15 protein-coding genes are annotated in these 17,509 nt (G+C 43.8%); 6 read left to right on the top strand and 9 right to left on the bottom strand.

Translation table 11 applies throughout. From position 1 onward, the window contains the following. Positions 1-321 precede the first annotated feature (321 nt). From ABIX36_RS12650 to pyrR, 3 genes are all read right to left on the bottom strand, one after another. The gene (locus ABIX36_RS12650) at positions 322-1,062 is read right to left on the bottom strand and encodes an endonuclease/exonuclease/phosphatase family protein (protein WP_348082527.1); all 741 of its coding nucleotides are present in this window, start codon (positions 1,060-1,062) and stop codon (positions 322-324) included. 381 nt (positions 1,063-1,443) lie between these two features. Continuing rightward, positions 1,444-2,367 (bottom strand): aspartate carbamoyltransferase catalytic subunit, encoded by a 924-nt coding sequence (locus tag ABIX36_RS12645; RefSeq protein ID WP_128534401.1) that lies wholly within the window; start codon positions 2,365-2,367, stop codon positions 1,444-1,446. A 95-nt stretch (positions 2,368-2,462) separates the two neighbouring features. Beyond that, positions 2,463-3,014 (bottom strand): bifunctional pyr operon transcriptional regulator/uracil phosphoribosyltransferase PyrR, encoded by a 552-nt coding sequence (pyrR, locus tag ABIX36_RS12640; protein WP_348082526.1) that lies wholly within the window; start codon positions 3,012-3,014, stop codon positions 2,463-2,465. Positions 3,015-3,291: 277 nt separating this feature from the next. Here pyrR and ABIX36_RS12635 point away from each other — a divergent pair, with 277 nt between their 5' ends. Then, positions 3,292-4,917 (top strand): aminopeptidase P N-terminal domain-containing protein, encoded by a 1,626-nt coding sequence (locus tag ABIX36_RS12635; protein ID WP_348082525.1) that lies wholly within the window; start codon positions 3,292-3,294, stop codon positions 4,915-4,917. A gap of 206 nt (positions 4,918-5,123) precedes the next feature. Then, positions 5,124-7,931, top strand: a complete 2,808-nt coding sequence (locus tag ABIX36_RS12630; protein ID WP_348082524.1) for a hypothetical protein — start codon at positions 5,124-5,126, stop codon at positions 7,929-7,931. 410 nt (positions 7,932-8,341) lie between these two features. Here the strand turns inward: ABIX36_RS12630 and rpsA are convergent, their stop codons facing one another. From rpsA to ABIX36_RS12610, 4 genes are all read right to left on the bottom strand, one after another. Beyond that, positions 8,342-10,351 (bottom strand): 30S ribosomal protein S1, encoded by a 2,010-nt coding sequence (rpsA, locus tag ABIX36_RS12625; RefSeq protein WP_348082523.1) that lies wholly within the window; start codon positions 10,349-10,351, stop codon positions 8,342-8,344. A 365-nt stretch (positions 10,352-10,716) separates the two neighbouring features. Next, positions 10,717-10,998 (bottom strand): Txe/YoeB family addiction module toxin, encoded by a 282-nt coding sequence (locus ABIX36_RS12620; protein WP_348082522.1) that lies wholly within the window; start codon positions 10,996-10,998, stop codon positions 10,717-10,719. Then, positions 10,980-11,189: a DUF2683 family protein gene (locus tag ABIX36_RS12615; protein WP_348082521.1), complete on the bottom strand. Its 210-nt coding sequence runs from the start codon at positions 11,187-11,189 to the stop codon at positions 10,980-10,982. Before ABIX36_RS12615 ends, ABIX36_RS12620 begins: the two co-directional genes overlap by 19 nt. Positions 11,190-11,259: 70 nt before the next feature. Further along, complete coding sequence (locus ABIX36_RS12610) at positions 11,260-11,922, bottom strand: hypothetical protein (protein WP_348082520.1); 663 nt, start codon at positions 11,920-11,922, stop codon at positions 11,260-11,262. Between the two features lie 120 nt (positions 11,923-12,042). Between ABIX36_RS12610 and ABIX36_RS12605 the strand changes: the two genes are divergently transcribed. The 4 genes from ABIX36_RS12605 to ABIX36_RS12590 all read left to right on the top strand — a co-directional run bounded on the left by ABIX36_RS12605 (position 12,043) and on the right by ABIX36_RS12590 (position 15,559). Next, a complete protein-coding gene (locus ABIX36_RS12605) occupies positions 12,043-13,191 on the top strand; it encodes an acyltransferase (RefSeq protein ID WP_348082519.1) in 1,149 nt (382 codons plus the stop codon). A 102-nt stretch (positions 13,192-13,293) separates the two neighbouring features. Then, positions 13,294-14,577, top strand: coding sequence for a tyrosine--tRNA ligase (gene tyrS / locus ABIX36_RS12600; RefSeq protein WP_348082518.1), 1,284 nt, complete (start codon positions 13,294-13,296; stop codon positions 14,575-14,577). Positions 14,578-14,593: 16 nt separating this feature from the next. Continuing rightward, a complete protein-coding gene (locus ABIX36_RS12595; RefSeq protein ID WP_348082517.1) occupies positions 14,594-15,103 on the top strand; it encodes an antitoxin Xre-like helix-turn-helix domain-containing protein in 510 nt (169 codons plus the stop codon). After that, a complete protein-coding gene (locus tag ABIX36_RS12590) occupies positions 15,104-15,559 on the top strand; it encodes an RES family NAD+ phosphorylase (protein WP_348082516.1) in 456 nt (151 codons plus the stop codon). Positions 15,560-15,595: 36 nt separating this feature from the next. Here the strand turns inward: ABIX36_RS12590 and ABIX36_RS12585 are convergent, their stop codons facing one another. Together ABIX36_RS12585 and ABIX36_RS12580 are read right to left on the bottom strand one after the other, a co-directional pair. Next, positions 15,596-16,279, bottom strand: coding sequence for a PH domain-containing protein (locus ABIX36_RS12585; protein ID WP_348082515.1), 684 nt, complete (start codon positions 16,277-16,279; stop codon positions 15,596-15,598). A gap of 60 nt (positions 16,280-16,339) precedes the next feature. Further along, positions 16,340-17,326 carry an acyl transferase gene (locus ABIX36_RS12580; protein ID WP_348082514.1) on the bottom strand — a complete coding sequence of 329 codons (987 nt, stop codon included), beginning with the start codon at positions 17,324-17,326 and terminating at the stop codon, positions 16,340-16,342. Between the last annotated feature and the right edge of the window lie 183 nt (positions 17,327-17,509).

Below are 17,509 nucleotides of genomic sequence, written 5' to 3'. Positions count from 1 at the left end.
ATTGATTATCTTTAAAAAAAAGACCTGTATAGTTCCTTTAGGATTAATAAGCTATAAGGTATAGGTTTTACAGGATTTACTCAAAATCTGTATAGCTATTTCAGGACGGGTCAGTGACACTATTATTCAAATAAAAATGTTAACCCACCAATTTCACAAATTATTGATTATCAAATAATTAAAAAATATTTATTTGAATTGTGTTAAGTTATGTTAACCCTCTTTTGCCAGGAAAAAACGTTTGATGGTTAATAAAAGACGGCCTAATTGAAGCGAATTATAGGAGGGCTTACAAAATCGAACAGGTTGTCTTTTAAAGAGCTACATCATCGCCTCTTTTTTTTCTGCTGCCATTTCAATGTCTTCCAAATCGGGCGTCATAGGCTCTTGCTGACCGGCGGCGGCCATCTCATATTGCAAACTTATATAGATGGGAAAATGGTCCGAATCAAAGTTGGAGAGGCGTTTCATGCTTTTTAGCTTCAGGTCCGTAGAAATAAAAGCGTGATCCAGCGGGAACCTGATAATTGGGTAATGTGCATGAAATGTGTTATAAAATCCCCTACCCCGCCGCGGATCTATAAGCCCGCTCATTTTCAAAAAAAGCTCGGTGGTGTAGCTCCAGGCCACATCATTCAAATCGCCTATAACTACAACCGGCAAATCAGAGGCTTTAGCCAGATCGGCTATGAGCAACAGTTCTTTATCGCGTTCAGTAGATCTCGGATTTTCATTGGGTACCGGTGGAGTTGGGTGTACGGCAAACAACCTGATTTTAACTCCACTATCCAGCACAATTACGGTATGGATAGAAGGAATATCGTCCTCAACCATATATTTTACTTCAGCACCCTCCAGCTTAAGTTTAGAATATAAAAGCATCCCATAGGTGTTTTCCAGCGGCACCTTTACTTCGTAAGGATAAAATTCGGCAAGTTCGGAAGTCTCGTTATCCCAGCGTTTATTGGTTTCGAGCAGTAACACTATATCAGGTTTGTATTTGGCAATCTCTTTAAGGCAGCCTTTGGTATTGGTATTATCCTGGAAAACATTAGCGATCATGATACAAAGCGACTGATTGGGAATATCCTTATTGGCTTTGAGTACTTGCTTTCGGCCCAGGATTGTAAATGGAATTATCTGTGTTAAAAGGTAAGCAATGTTGCAAAGAAGCAATATTAAAAATGTATAAACTAAAACAGCGCTACCTTTAAAGAACAATGCGAACAACACAAAGCAAACAACCGATAACACCAATTTTTGCAGTCGCGGGTAATCAAACACCCTGAAAATCCAATATTGGTGTTTAATAATGGAAAGCAACGTAAACGAAATCAATAAGACGGAAAAGGCAATCAGGAAGATGTTCATCAGGACAGCGCGTGAATAAGGTTTAATTATATCGATAAATCATCCGGCAAAGCAACCACATATACCGTTGGGCTAGGCCCCCTGCCCCGCCAGCAAATAAAGCACCGCCATACGGATGGCAACGCCGTTCTCTACCTGGTCGAGGATGATGGATTGCTTGCTGTCGGCCACATCGCTGGTGATCTCTACACCGCGGTTAATAGGGCCGGGGTGCATAATGGTGATCTCTTTATCCAGCCCGTCCAGGATCTGTTTATTCAAACCATAAAGCATGGTATACTCCCGCTGGGATGGGAAATATTTAATGTCCTGGCGTTCCAACTGGATGCGCAGCATGTTGGCCACATCGCACCAATTAAGTGCTTTTATCAAATTATGCTCCACTTTAACGCCAAGCGAGCCAATGTATTTCGGGATCAGCGTAGTTGGCCCGCAAACCATTACTTCGGCACCCAATTGTTTCAGGCAAAGGATATTGGAAAGCGCCACGCGCGAGTGCAGAATATCGCCTACTATTACCACCTTTTTGCCGGCTACTTCGCCATAGCGTTCGCGGATGGAAAAGGCATCAAGCAGGGCTTGTGTGGGGTGCTCGTGCGCGCCGTCGCCGGCATTTACAATTTGGGCTTTTACGTGTTTGGCTAAAAATACCCCGGCGCCGGCGTATGGGTGACGCATCACCACCATATCCACTTTCATGGCCAGGATGTTGTTCACGGTATCTACCAGCGTTTCGCCTTTGCTTACCGATGAGGATGACGCTGAGAAGTTTACTACATCGGCAGAAAGCCTTTTTTCGGCCAGTTCGAACGACAAACGGGTACGGGTAGAGTTCTCGAAGAAAATATTAGCGATAGTAACATCGCGCAGCGAAGGCACCTTTTTTATCGGGCGGTTCAGCACCGTTTTAAAATTATCAGCGGTTTCGAATATCTGGTTGATATCGTCAACATTTAAATCTTTTATCCCCAGTAAATGCCTCGTGCTTAATGCCATTTTTTATTTCGAATGTCGAATTTCAATTTCGAATTTTTTTATTCTCTTCTTTATCCTCCCCCGTCATTGCGAGGTACGAAGCAATGACGCGTGAGTTATTCTTCTTTCACTTCCGATACCAGCACAATCCTGTCTTCGCCGTCGGTTTCTCTCCAGCTTACAACCACTTTTTGCGATGTGATGGAATCCACCTCGATGCCTACATAATCGGGCGCTACCGGTATGTGGCGCGAGTAACGGCGATCAACTAAGGTTAACAACTCCACTTTTTGCGGCCTGCCGAATGCCTGCATAGCATCCATAGCGGCGCGGATGGTGCGGCCCGTCCACAGCACGTCGTCCATCATGATCACTTTTTTGCCTTCGATAATAAAATCTATCTTGGTTTGATTTGGCACCAGCTGGCTATCTCGCCTGCGGAAATCGTCACGGTAAAAAGTAATGTCCAGATCGCCCTGGAGTATATTGCTTTCGGGAAGTATCTTGCGTAATTCTTCGGCAACGCGGTAAGCTAAATAAATGCCGCGGGGTTGTATGCCTATCAATACCGAGTCGGAAAAATCGTTATGATTTTCAATTAACTGACGACATAAACGCTGTATAGTAATTTGAAATTTCTGACCGTCGAGCAGCGTTAAATTTTGCATCGTTTGGGTGGATTTGGGCAAAAGTAGTAAATAGTTTTGAGTTTTGTGTGATGAGTTATTGCTTAGTGATTAGTGATAGGTTAAATGCGCGATTAGTTATTTTGTGGCGGAATTGGAATTTAGCAGGGTGATTTGCTGTAGAGACGCAATATTTTGCGTCCCCCACCTGCAAAGTACTATCCACATCCTCTCAAAAAACAATATCCTTGTTACATTATCCTTTTCGATTTTATCTTTATATTGAACCGCTTTATTGATCAATCACAATTATCAACACATGAAACTTTTTTATAAACTTTCGCTGGTTGCGGCGCTTGCCTGCACAGCCACCGCACCCGTTTTTTCACAAACGGAAATTACCGAAAAACTCCCTACCGATTATCTTACTAAAGAGTTCCATGCCGGAAGGCGTCAGGCGCTTCGTGATAAAATGCCCGCCAATTCTGTAGCGGTGATCTTCGCATTCCCGGAGGAAGTTTTCAGCAATGATGTAAACTACGTGTTCCATCAAAACCCCGATCTGTATTACTTTTCGGGCTATAAAGAAGCAAACTCGATGCTATTAGTGTTTAAAGAGATGCAGGGCAGCGGTGCAGATGCCTACAACGAAGTAATATTTGTGCAAAAACGCGATGCCGCCCAGGAACAATGGACCGGCAAACGCCTTGGTGTAGAAGGCGCTAAAGGCCAGCTTGGTTTTAAAATGGCATTCAACGGCGCGGATTTCGCCAGCTTCCCTGTCGATTTTAAAAAATTCACTACTATTTTGTATGATGGTGTACCGGGTGATGTTGGCGCGGATATTTCAAAAGGCAGCCTGAGCGACCTGGTAAACACCTTTAAAACCAAAGCCGAAATAAAGGATATGGATAGGGGCCTGATGAGCGACCTCAGCCTGATTGCCCAGCGCGGCAACCCAAAAAACATCGACCGAATAATGACCTACCTGAAACCAAAAATGACACAGGAGGCATACAAGAACAACGCCCTGCTACAGCAATTGGTTGCCAAGCCCGATTCGGCAACACTAATGGATTTTAAGGCAAAAATAGGCGGCACCATGGGCGGAATGGTACAATACGACGACGCGGTGATGCAGCTTCGGGGTGTAAAAATGCCCGAGGAGTTAGTGCTGCTGAAAAAATCGGTACAGATAAGCAGCCTGGCCCATGCCGAGGCGATGCGCGCCGTAACGCCGCAAATGAGCGAGCGCGAACTGGAAGGTATTATGCTTTACGTTCACAAAAAATACGGTGCCGAAGATGAAGGCTACCCACCAATTGTTGGTGCAGGCGGCAACGGCTGTATTTTGCATTACGAAGAAAACAACGCCACCGCTTTACAAAACCAACTGGTATTGATGGATGTAGGTGCCGAGTACCATGGCTACTCTGCCGATGTTACCCGCACTTTCCCGGCAAACGGCAAATTCACGGAGGCCCAAAAAGCCATCTACCAATTGGTGTACGATGCGCAGGAAGCAGTGTTCCCGCTTTGTAAGGAAGGCGTACCATACAGTGCATTGGAAGCCAAAACAGGCGAAGTGCTTGCCGCAGGCCTGATAAAATTGGGCATCATAAAAGATGAGGAAGAATTGCGAAAATACTATCCGCACGGTGTATCGCACCATTTAGGGCTTGACGTGCATGATAAAGGCGGTTATGGCGGCGACCTGAAAGCTGGCATGGTGATCACCATTGAACCGGGCATTTACATCCCAGCGGGCAGCCCCTGCGATAAAAAATGGTGGAACATTGGCGTACGCATAGAAGACGACATCCAAATAGGTCAGGATAAAGGCATCAATTTATCTATAGATGCCCCACGCAAATGGCAGGATATTGAAAAGGTAGCAGCTGAAAAAAGCATATTCGACGCAGGTAAATTCCCGGCCTTAAAATAGCATACTGGCTGCGGAGCATTTAACCTAAGCGCGTGCATAAAATGGAGCTTGTCTTTTGATGAAAGAGACAAGCTCTTTTTTTGAACCCCGTTCTTCGACACATAATTGAGTGCGGGATCCGTTCCGGAAAAAATCAATATAAATCATTAAGCTATTGATTTTCAAACCCGATTGCCTACATTTACAAAAACCATCCAGCCCTACCTATGCTGTTCTGCGGTAAATCTTCACGGCTCATTAAACAGGTATGCAAAATTTGTATTTGCATAGGCCTGGTTATTTTACACCTCGATGCGACAGCACAGGACACCGGTGCCGTAAAAAAGCTTATCCGCCTTGACCAGGACCAGCGGGAACGCTTCCCCGCAGAAAAGCTTTACCTCCAGTTCGACAGACCAAATTACACCACTTTTGATACCATTTGGTTTAAGGCTTACTTATTTAACGCCGCCACGTACTCGCCATCGCGGTTAAGCAGTAAGGTATACATCGAACTGATAAATGATAGCAGCAGCGTGGTTAACCGTTTTGCCATACCAATGAGCTCCGGCTTAGGGCAGGGCCATATCATACTTAACGAAAAAATAAGCGATGGTACCTATACCGTACGGGCATACACCAACTGGATGCAAAACTTTGGCGAAGATGCCTACTTTAGTAAGCAATTCTACATAGGCAAACCATCTGCCCAGGGGAGCTGGCTGGTGAATGAACAGCACAACATTAAGGCCACGCCGCAAGGCAACGAGGCAAACCTTGCGCTAAAACTAACCGACCTTACAAATGCCGTTATCCCCTACCGGGACATCGAACTGAGGCTTACCGAGGGCAAAAAAACGCTGGTAAAAAACAATTATCTAACTACAGAGGAGGGCAATATCACCGCCAATTTCATGCTCCAAAAAAAAACAGAAACACATCGGCTCTCGCTGCTTATTACCGATAAAACGACAAAAAACAAATACATTTTCCCCTTTTATCCCGGTGGTTATCTACAAAACATCGACCTGCAATTTATGCCAGAGGGCGGCAATCTGGTAAACGGCATTTCCTCGCGCGTAGCCTTTAAAGCCATTGGCGAAGACGGATTAGGAACAGCCGTTAATGGCCATATAGTGAACAATAGCGGGCAGGAAGTAAGCAGTTTTTCCACCACGCATAACGGGATGGGGAGTTTTACCTTGTCGCCAAAAGCAACCGAAACCTACAGCGCCAAATTTGAGCTGAACGGCACCAGCCATTCGGTACCGCTGCCTTTGGCCCAACCTTCGGGCTTAGCTTTAAGGGTTGATAACCTGTCTTCACCAGATTCGGTTTATATTCATATCAAAGCCACACCGGAGATAGCCGCTGCAAATAAATCGTACAGTTTGATCGTACAATCTGCAGGTGGAATTTATTTGGGCTTATCGTTTAAGATCGGCCGGGGATTTAATAATATCCCGCTGGAGAAGAGCTACCTGATGTCGGGCATTGTGAGCTTTACTATTATTGATTCCGATAACCACCCGCTTTGCGAACGACGGATCTTCATCGACCATCGCGACAGGCTAAACCTCGAAATTGCCAATGCACAAGCTGTTTACAACCCCCAGGATAGCATTGCCCTGAACATCCACGCCTGTGATGCAAATGGGCAGCCGGTTGTAGGCAGTTTTTCTGTCGCTGTTACCGATGACGCTTTCATCAAAAACGATGCTGACGCCGATAATATAGTTAGTCGCCTGTTGCTAACATCAGAACTTAAGGGTCACATCGAAAACCCGGGATGGTATTTCAGCTCCAATGATAGCAATACCGCAAAAGCGATGGACGACCTGATGCTTACGCAGGGTTGGACCGGTTTTGAATGGGAAAAAGCGATGTTGCCAGCTACAAAACCCCAATTTATTGCAGAGCTTAACAACCGTTTAACCGGCAGGTTGCGCAGCCTGTTTAACAAACCGGCAAAGGACTCGCGGCTAAACCTTTTCTCTATAAGTAAAAAATACGGGCTGATAGTGTTGGATACCCTTAGCGATGCCAAGGGCGAATTTGCTTTTGAAAACCTGCCCTTGTTTGATACCATAGCCTACACATTAAGGGTAAATAATAAAAAAAATAAAGCCTCAACAGCCGATATTATCATGGATCTTTTTAAGCCCGCAGCAATTGCTGAGAGCGAGATCCGCCTGATGCCATGGTACGTTCATACCTCTGATAGCCTGATGCTTGCTTATTTTAACCGCCCGCAGCCAATACGCTATAATGGAATTGATATGAGTGAGGTAAAAGGCAAACTGCTTAAAGAAGTAAAGATAAAAGCCGATAAACCACACGTGAATGTAGCGGGCTATAATGGTTTTGTAAAAAAAGAGATATTTGAGAAAGAATTGGTAGAGGCCGGGAAGACGACCCTGTTCGACTTGCTATCCAGCAAGATAGGCGGTTTTGGTATCGGGAACAGCTATAGAGATGGAGTGTTCGCCAAAGTTACTTACCATCCCCAACCGGCGCTGGTTGTAGGTGTAGATATGGTGTCTGATATTATTGTTGATGGTATGAGCACGAGTGTCATAGCCGGTATCAACACCAGTATCGACCCCGTAGGCGACCCGCAAACTGCCATTGATTTTATGAAAAGCATAGGAGCGGATGATGTAAAAGACATTAAGATGGCCGAAGGGATGAGGTTATTCATAACCGTAACCACCCGTAGCGGCAACGGGATTTTCACGAGGCGGGCGTTTAATATTCTCTCTTACCGCCCTGTACCGTTTTGTTTGCCAAAGCAATTCTATCGCCCAAGGTACGAGGTAAAAAATACCGCCCCTCTTTTGCCCCGCCCAACCCTGCATTGGGAACCCAATATAATAACCGACGAAACAGGCAAAGCCACGCTATCCTTTTTTGCGGCCGATAAACCGGGCACCTATACTTTAATTATTGAAGGGACGGATATGAACGGAAATTTTGGACGGCAAACCAGCAAGGTAGTGATATCCCCCCTCACAGCGGCAAGTAAAAACCGCTAAGCAAGTAACCCATGCCTAAAAGAGGTACAAAAATGGGTAAGAATTAAATAAGTGATATGAAAACAAACCTAATAACAATATTTATGGCCGCCGCTCTGGCCTTTATTTCTCTTGTTATTTGCTTTTTCCTACTCACATTTTTCGGTGCCGACCGTATGCAATAACAAAACTAAGCCGCCAAAAAACAGCCGTAATCCTATGGGCTTTTAGCCTGCATTACAGTAATCACCATGCATAACTACATGTAAATCATCAAACCTGCGCGCGGGAGACGCAAAATATTGCGTTTCTACAATTAAACGCCACATCATCAAATTCGTGAAATTCGGTTCAATTCGTTAAAATTTGTATTTAATAAAAAAAGCCCTCCCGATTGCTCGGAAGGGCTTTGTAATATGTTCCTTAAAAGATTAAACTTCTTCGGTCTCTTCAGTTTCTGCAGCAGCTTCTGGTTCTGCTTTAGCTACCGGTGCAGCAGCAACAGGCGCTTTTTTAGCCGCTTTGCTTTCAGCACCTTCCATTTGCTCTTTTAACTGAGCTAATACGCTAAGGTCACCTAAAGTTGATTTTTCTACTGATTCTTTCACTTTCTTAACCGCGTTGTTAGCAGATTTTGCTTCTTTCTTACGGTTTTCAAATTCCTGAACACGAGCGTCAGCGCGAGCTTCTTCCCATATACGTGAGTGTGAAATAACTATACGTTTGTTCTCTTTGTTGAATTCGATGATCTTGAACTCAGCAGCTTCTTCAGCTTTTACAGATTTACCGTCTTCTTTTACCAAATGCTTAGTTGGGGCAAAGCCTTCAACACCGTAAGGTAAAGCTACGATAGCACCTTTGTCAGTTACTTTCAACACAGTACCTTCATGTATCGAATCGATAGTGAAGATAGTTTCGAAAGTATCCCAAGGGTTTTCTTCTAACTGTTTGTGGCCTAAGCTCAGTTTGCGGTTATCAATATCAAGCTCTAATACTACCACGTTTAATTTTTCGCCAACCTTAGTAAATTCGTTAGGGTGGTTTACTTTTTTAGACCATGATAAGTCAGAGATGTGGATCAAACCGTCGATGCCGTCTTCCAGTTCAACAAACACACCAAAGTTGGTCATGTTTTTAACTGTAGCAACGTGCGTAGTACCAATTGCATACCTGGTACCGGCATTTTGCCAAGGATCAGGAGTTAATTGTTTAATACCAAGGCTCATTTTACGGTCGTCACGGTCAAGTGTTAACACTTGTGCTTCAACTTCGTCGCCAACTTTCAGGAATTCCTGTGGGTTACGCAGGTTTTGAGACCATGACATTTCTGACACGTGGATCAAACCTTCAACACCCGGGATAATTTCTAAGAACGCGCCGTAATCTGCAACGGTAACAATTTTACCTTTCACTTTAGAGCCGATAACCAATTCGGTATCAAGCGACTGCCAAGGGTGCGGGGTAAGTTGTTTTAAGCCTAAAGCGATACGTTTTTTCTCATCATCAAAATCAAGCACAACAACGTTGATCTTTTGATCTAATGCTAATACTTCTCTCGGATGCTCTATGCGGCCCCAAGATATATCGGTAATGTGTAGTAACCCGTCTACGCCACCAAGGTCGATGAATACACCAAAGTCGGTAATGTTTTTAACGGTACCTTCCAATACCTGGCCTTTTTCAAGCTTGGCAACAATTTCTGTTTTTTGGTTTTCCAAATCGTCTTCGATAAGCACTTTGTGCGATACCACAACGTTTTTAAACTCGTGGTTTATCTTAACAACTTTGAATTCCATTGTTTTGCCCACGTACACATCATAATCCCTGATAGGCTTGATGTCGATCTGTGAACCTGGTAAAAAGGCTTCAACGCCCATAATATCAACAATTAAACCACCTTTAGTACGGCTTTTTACAAAACCTGTGATGATCTCATCGTTATCCAGTGCCGAATTAATACGCTCCCATGATTTTTGAGTTTTAGCACGTTTACGTGAAAGCACTAACTGACCGTTAGCATCTTCCTGCGATTCAACAAATACTTCAACTGAATCACCGATCTTCAGATCAGGTGTATCACGGAACTCAGAAACCGATACCAAACCGTCAGATTTAAATCCGATGTTTAATACAACATCTTTGTTATTGATATTTACAACAATACCAGAGATAATTTCGCCTTTGGTGATAGAGCTGAAAGTTCCATCATACAATTTCTCCAATTTCTCACGGTCGCTATCGCTGTAGTTACCAAATTTTTTGTCATCTGCATCCCAGTCGAAATCTTCGAGAGGTGCAACTGCGATCTTAGATTTGATCTCTTCGATTGAGATTGAATCAGCTTCTGATTCAATAGTTTCTTTTTCTGCGGTTGCAGTAACTGTACCCAGTTCCGCTTCCTTAGCTGTTAATTCTTTTTCTGCTTCTTGTTTTTTTGCCATTAATAAATTTTACTCCTTTTTCCCAACACTTAATTGGGACTGCAAAGGTACGGATATAATTTTTATAGATAAAAATTAAATTAATGTTAAATAGTGGTTTTAAGGTGGTTTTTTGATCGAAATACAGGTGGCAGTGGGCGAATGGGGGTCTTTTTGTATTAAACCCGTTGGTTTTTGATTAATTTCGAATCCATTACTTACTATTATCAGGGGTATGGCGTTGCCTGCGGCCCGCGCTATCCGTTCCAACTCCTCATTCCATGCTGCTGATAGAAGCAGCATTACATTCCGGGGTTTCCACTACTATCGCTAACGCGGGGAATTGTGATTCATCTCAAAATTGGAGAGTATGAGCAGAAATTAAATTACTTATCGTGGTAATGACCGATTGCAGAAACCACGGTTACCGTAATTATATCATCCTCAATAATGTAGATCAACCTGTCTTTTTTATTGATTCTTCTGGACCAATATCCGGCCAGATCGTGCTTTAACCTTTCTGGTTTTCCAGTGCCTGTTTCGGGATTAGTATATAATTCAGAGATAATGACGCTTACTTTTTTGATTGAGGCCTTGTCCCCTGACCGTTTTATCGCCAACAAATCTTTAGCGGCATTATCAGAGATAATTACCCTAAATTTTCCCATATCGATTTATTGGGATCCAACGTTATAAAGTTACCATCCTCAACTTGCTTTTTACTTTGCTTGATTTTCTTAACAAAATCGGGATTGTAGGGGCTTTTGGTAGTTTCAAAATCCATTTTAAGGGCCTTAGCGAATGCCTTTAAAGCAGATAATTGCTCATCGTTTTTGGGGTGCACAATCACTGTTTCCATAAACAAATTTAGCAAATATTATTAGAAACACATCCGTCTACTCAAAATCCATTGTCAAGTAAACAGCAGATCAAAGCTTATCCCCTATCTCCTCATATATCTGCATAAAGCTACCTAACAAACCCTCGCGGTAGCTGAGTATAACCTCGCTCATGGCGGTTTCATGTTCGGGGGTAAATGGGTCGCGCCATATGCGCATACAAATACGTTTAAGGGCGTATGTTACCTGCCCAATGTTAACGTAGGTAGCAAGGTAACGGCTCTGCTTAAAACTCGCGTAAAATTTTGCGAAAATTCCCGGGTTCTTCATCCCGGCAAAAACCAAGAACTCGTTTATCGTTTCCATTTCGCAACTATCCAGGTGATAGTAAAAATCATCCACGCTTATTTTATTGGTGGTGATGAGCAGGTTATCCAGTATCAGCTCTACGCCAATATGCCCCAAAAAGAACGGTTTTACCGGCGAACCCACAATGGCAGGCGCAAGCAGCTTTTTGAGCGTATGCGAATGATGCAAAAAAAACTCCGCTGTATGGAAGTATTTGTCAACCAATAAGTGTTTGTTCCAGCCGGCAATAATGGAGTTAACGTTTGGGTTGGGGTGTATTAATTTTTCGGGATGCAGGATGATGGTTTTGTCGGCATTTTTCAACAAATCGGGCAGTACGGTGCCTAAGATAAAGTAGCTGTCGGTTGTGTCCCGGTCGAAATAATAGTGCGACAAAAAATTCATAGGCGATATACTGCAATATAACACCAATTATTTTAAAAGCCTAACGGTTTTGATAGCGTAAAACCATTATTAGCTGTAAATGTGTAATTAATTAATGATATAATTGCTTCTGATTAACACATGCCCGCAAACAATAACCCTAGCCACCGCAGAATAAAAACACTGGACTCGTTAAGGGGGTTTGCGGCTCTATCGGTAGTATTTGGGCACGGCACCGGCGGTTTTTACTTTGCCAAGCTGATAGATAACACACCGTTTTATATAACACGGGCCGGGCACGAAGCTGTAATATTCTTCTTTATGCTTAGTGGCTATGTTTTGGTTTACCAGTACAGTTTAACAGAAAAAATTAGTTACGGTAAGTTTTTATTACTGCGTTACTTCAGGTTGTATATCCCCTACATAGCATCAATAGCCTTAGCCTTAATTCTTATGCAGATAGTTGAGCCGGGGCAGCCAAATAATTTGTTCATGAGCCAATTATGGCAATTACCCCTAACTCCCGAACGTATTATTGGCCATATATTACTTGTAGGCAATTTCAACACCAGTGTTTTAAACCCTGTTATATGGTCGTTAGTACATGAAATGCGCTTCGCGATACTATTCCCCCCGCTACTATGGATTTTAAACTTAAGGCCGGCTAAAATGGTGGGTACCTTAATTATAATTACACTGGTATCAGCCGGCCTGCTGATGCTCTGCACTTACTTTAAATACGAGGATTGCAACGGCTACTTTGCTACCCCCTATTACATTTATATGTTTTTAGCTGGTGGCTATATCGCTAAAAATCAGTCGGCGCTGGTGGCATGGTTCCAATCTTTAAACAAGGCGAAAAAAGTTATCATTACCATAATAGCGGTATTGTTTTACACTTATGCGCACATGTTCACCAGTGCAATCGCCAACAGCATTTATATCCCCCTATTGATGAGATCCCGCTTTTTAATAGAGGATTTGATAATTGCGTTGGCCTCCTTTTATTTTATTGTTGCTGCCATAAGCATTAATAACACCAAAAGTTTACTCGAGCGCCCTGTACCGCTATTTTTTGGAAAAATATCTTATAGCTTGTACCTTGTACACTCGCCGGTATTAGGTTTTCTATACTTCGCCCTTCGTAATCAATTGCCGGCCGCAGTAATATTAATAATAGGATTTGGGCTCTGCATACCGCTGGCTGCAATTTTCAACAGATATGTAGAACAAGGACTGGTAAACCAGGCCAGGCGGTTTTTAAACCGCAATTCCGCATCAGGCAAATAGGCGCCGGCTTAGCCGCGATATCACCATTCATTGGTTTTTATAGGCAAACCGCCGATTGCGGCTGTAAATATTCTTCTATATTTGCTGCCTCAATATTAAAAAATGAATTTTGTAGAAGAACTACGCTGGAGAGGCATGTTGCACGATATTATGCCCGGAACTGAAGAGCTGTTGAATAAAGGGATGGTATCGGGCTATATCGGTTTCGACCCAACCGCAGATTCGCTGCATGTGGGCAGCCTTGCCCAGATCATGACACTTATACACTTCCAGCGTGCAGGCCATAAACCGTTTGCTTTGGTTGGTGGAGCCACCGGCATGGTTGGCGACCCATCCGGTAAATCGGCGGAGCGCAACTTACTGAACGAAGAAGACCTGCAACATAATCTTAACGGCATTAAAGGTCAGTTGGAACGTTTCCTGGATTTTAGCAACGACACCAACAGCGCCGAAATGGTGAATAACTTCGATTGGTTTAAAGAGTATAACTTTCTGGATTTTATCCGCGATGTAGGCAAGCACATCACCGTTAATTATATGATGGCTAAAGATTCGGTAAAGAACCGTATCAACGGCGATACGGGTATGTCGTTTACCGAGTTTTCGTACCAACTGGTACAGGGTTACGATTTTTATTACCTGTGGAAAAACCGTAACTGCGCCCTGCAAATGGGTGGCAGCGACCAGTGGGGCAATATTGTTACCGGTACCGAACTGGTGCGCCGCAAAGGCCGTGGCGAAGCGTTTGCGCTAACCACGCAACTCATCAAAAAATCCGACGGGACAAAATTCGGAAAATCAGAAGGTGGCAACATCTGGCTGGACGCAGTAAAAACATCGCCTTATAAATTTTACCAGTTTTGGTTAAACACCAGCGACGACGACGCTAAAACTTATATCAGGATATTTACGCTCTTTGATAAAACAACTATTGAGGCAATGGAGGCCGAGCATACTGCCGCCCCTCACCTGCGCACTTTGCAAAAAGCACTGGCCCAGGATATCACTTTGCGTGTACATGGCGAAGCAGAATACATCAAAGCCATTAAATCAACCGAGTTTTTATTCGGCAATACAGGTATCGAGTTTTTAAGCGAACTAAACGATGAAGAGGTACTGGCCATATTTAGCGGCGTACCCAATTTTACCGTTGATAAGGCGGAGTTGGAGGCAGGCATACCAGTAACCGATCTGCTTGCGGCCAAGACAACCGTATTCCCATCAAAAGGCGAAGCTAAAAAGATGGTACAGGGTGGTGGTGTTGCTATCAACAAAGAAAAAGTTGGCACACCAGATGATGTGTACAACGCAGGCAACCTCATCAATAACAAATACTTAGTGGTACAAAAAGGCAAAAGGAATTATTTTTTAATTATTGTGGAATAGCTTGCAAAAACGACATATGGTATTTATATTTGTACAAATGTCGTACAAGATGAAAGACGAAGTAAAAAACGAGTTTAAAGAGCCGATGGTTGCATACATCACTCGCAGCCAAGGGATGCCGCTATATAATTTATTTGGCGGTGCTGCTGCATTTTCTTCTGATTTTGACATGGTAAAACTGGCCAGGCAAGGCTTCCCCAAAAAAGCCTTGCTTGCCTTAGCCAAAAAGATATCTTTAAGCATACAGGAGTTAGCCAACATTCTGCATATCTCCGAGCGTACTTTACAACGGTACGAGGACGATGCCATTATCAAAACAGAGTATGCCGAAAAAGCCGTAGAGCTTGCCCGTTTGTACACCCGTGGCGAGGAAGTTTTTGGTTCCTTAGATAAATTTAAGCTTTGGGTAAAAGCGCCAAGCCTGGTATTTAATGGTGAAGCGCCGGTTAGTTTTTTAGATACCTCTGCCGGTTTCGATATGGTTTTTAACGAATTGGGGCGCATCGAGCATGGTATTTTTGCTTAAATGATACTTTACCGTATTTCTGCCTGTAAATATATTAATAGCCTTGATGGAGTCGGCGCGCGTTTATACGGGGGCCGCTGGAATAGTAAAGGACATGCCATGGTTTACCTGGCATCTTCGCGGGCGTTGGCAATGCTGGAAGTATTGGTACACCTGCAACCATTGCTTATCCCACAAGATTTTTGCATTGCCGAAATTGAAGTACCGGATAACGGCATCCACGAAATAAACACAGCCACCCTGCCGAAAAATTGGAAAGATGTCTCTCCCCCTGCCACAATCAAACTAATAGGCAATAAGTTTATAAAAGGCGGCAAACATTTATTATTGAAGGCACCCTCATCTATAGTGGAACAAGAGTTTAACTACCTCCTAAACCCCGATCACCCGGAAATAAAAAGTGTAAAGGTATTACGAACGAAGCCGTTCAGTTTCGATGAGCGCTTAATACATTAAGCACCCTATGCAAATACCAATGAACTACTGAACGATTTAGAAGTCGCTCAGCAGATCCAATTTCTTAGCGTTATACTCTTCCTGAGATATCAACCCATTCTCGAAAAGCATTTTCAGCCTTTTCAATTTCTCGGTCAATTCATCTTTCTTAGGTTCTTCCTGTACTACAGGCGCTGCAACGGGTGCAGGCGGCGGAGTTGGAAGCGGGGCTACTACAGCAACCGGTGGTTGTACTACAGGCGGAGCTGGCTGAAAGGCAACCTCATTGGCATGGCCTATCTGCATTGATCCCGATTCGGCGCGTTTTTCTTCCAGATCGCGCAGGCGGCGGGCTTCACGCTCGGCCTCTTTACGCTCCTGGGCGTATTGGTATAGTTTACGTGCTTGTATTTTGGGCAGATAATCAACCCCCATTTCGGCACCGTTAGTGGTTTTTACGCTAAAAACGGCCCCTATAATTTCTTCTTTGGTGTAAACATCCACAATATCCTTCCACACAAAATCAACAAATTTGATAGATAGCCCAAGGTTTGCCGGGGTAAAAAACAGGATGCGCTTGTTGGTTAAAGCAATACAGTCAGGGAACAGGTTCACTATCGGTTTTTTCTGAACCGCAATGTATAGTATTTCCTCGCCGGTGGTAAGTAGGTCTACCAGGCGGCCGTAAATGCGTTCAACCGCTTTGGGATCTTGTTCTTCCTTTAAAAATTTCTCTATCATGTTTCTGATATTAGGATCGCGGGCAAAAATAGTAAAATTATGCCTGCTGTAAATATAAGTTTATGCTATCAATAAATTACACCCGCGGATATCAGAATTATCAAAACGCCCCAAAATTTCAAAAGAACCGTCTTCATAAACTTTACCAAGATCCTGCGTGGCAATGAACGAGCAGGAATTGATATTAGCCAGGTCGATGATGTTTACGCCGCCGGTTTTCCCGGTACCCACCAGCGTGAATGGGTCGTTGGTATCGCGGGTGATGATGTTCATCCAGGGCGGGCAGTTGAATATCCCCTCTCCGTTTGAGTAGGCCTGCGAGAGCAGTTCCGTCATCCCGTACTCCGAGTGGATAGCATCTACACCGAAATCCGCGCAAAGCGTGCTGTGCAATTCCTCGCGGATCATTTCCTTTCGGCGGCCTTTCATGCCTCCGGTTTCCATCACAACCAATTCGGGAAAACATATTTGATATTGCTCCACAAAATCGAGCAAGGCAAAGGTTACACCTATCAGCAGGGTTGGCTTGCCCGAATCTTTTTGCTTCTGTAGGATACCGAAAAGTTCTTCATGATTATACAAAAAGAACCCGCTATCGGGGTTTACCGATTTGGTGATGAGATCCTGTGCCATGTAAATAAGCGATGATCCTTCCCGCTCCAGGTACGCGGGCAGTAGAGCCAGCACCGTATAGCCTTTTATATCGCCATAAAATAACTCGAAGGCCTTGCGGAAACTTTGTACATACCAGCTTACATCGGTAACTGTATGGCTGCTGGTAACCATACCGGTGGTACCCGAACTGGTGAATACAACCTCTGCATCGCTCTCACCCGTCACTACCTTATGCGATTTAAAGAACTCAACCGGCATAAACGGTATCTGCTCAATAGAGGCGATAAGGGCCGGACTCATCTTCAACCCTTCAATAAAAGCTTTGTAAACCGCGCAATTTGCCGCCTGGTATTGGAATACCTGCAGCGCGGTTTCCTCAAATTCTGCTTTGCTATTGATGGCGAATATTTTTTCTTTGCCCGGCTTTATCATGCTGCCGCAAAGATACGGAAGATGTGTATAAGATGTGCAGATTTCAGATGTGCGGATGAAGCGCGCAAATTGGAAAACGTGACACGCAGGCCATCAAATAATAGGCCTTTTGTGTAACAAATATTCCGTTTTGGAGTTTATTTACAAAAACAACACGATAATTTACACTCATTCAGACCCATC

This window comes from Mucilaginibacter sp., assembly GCF_039925265.1.
Classification (GTDB): Bacteria; Bacteroidota; Bacteroidia; order Sphingobacteriales; family Sphingobacteriaceae; genus Mucilaginibacter.
Note: the sequence above shows the minus strand (reverse complement) of the source record. Positions and strands in the feature narration are given on the sequence as shown.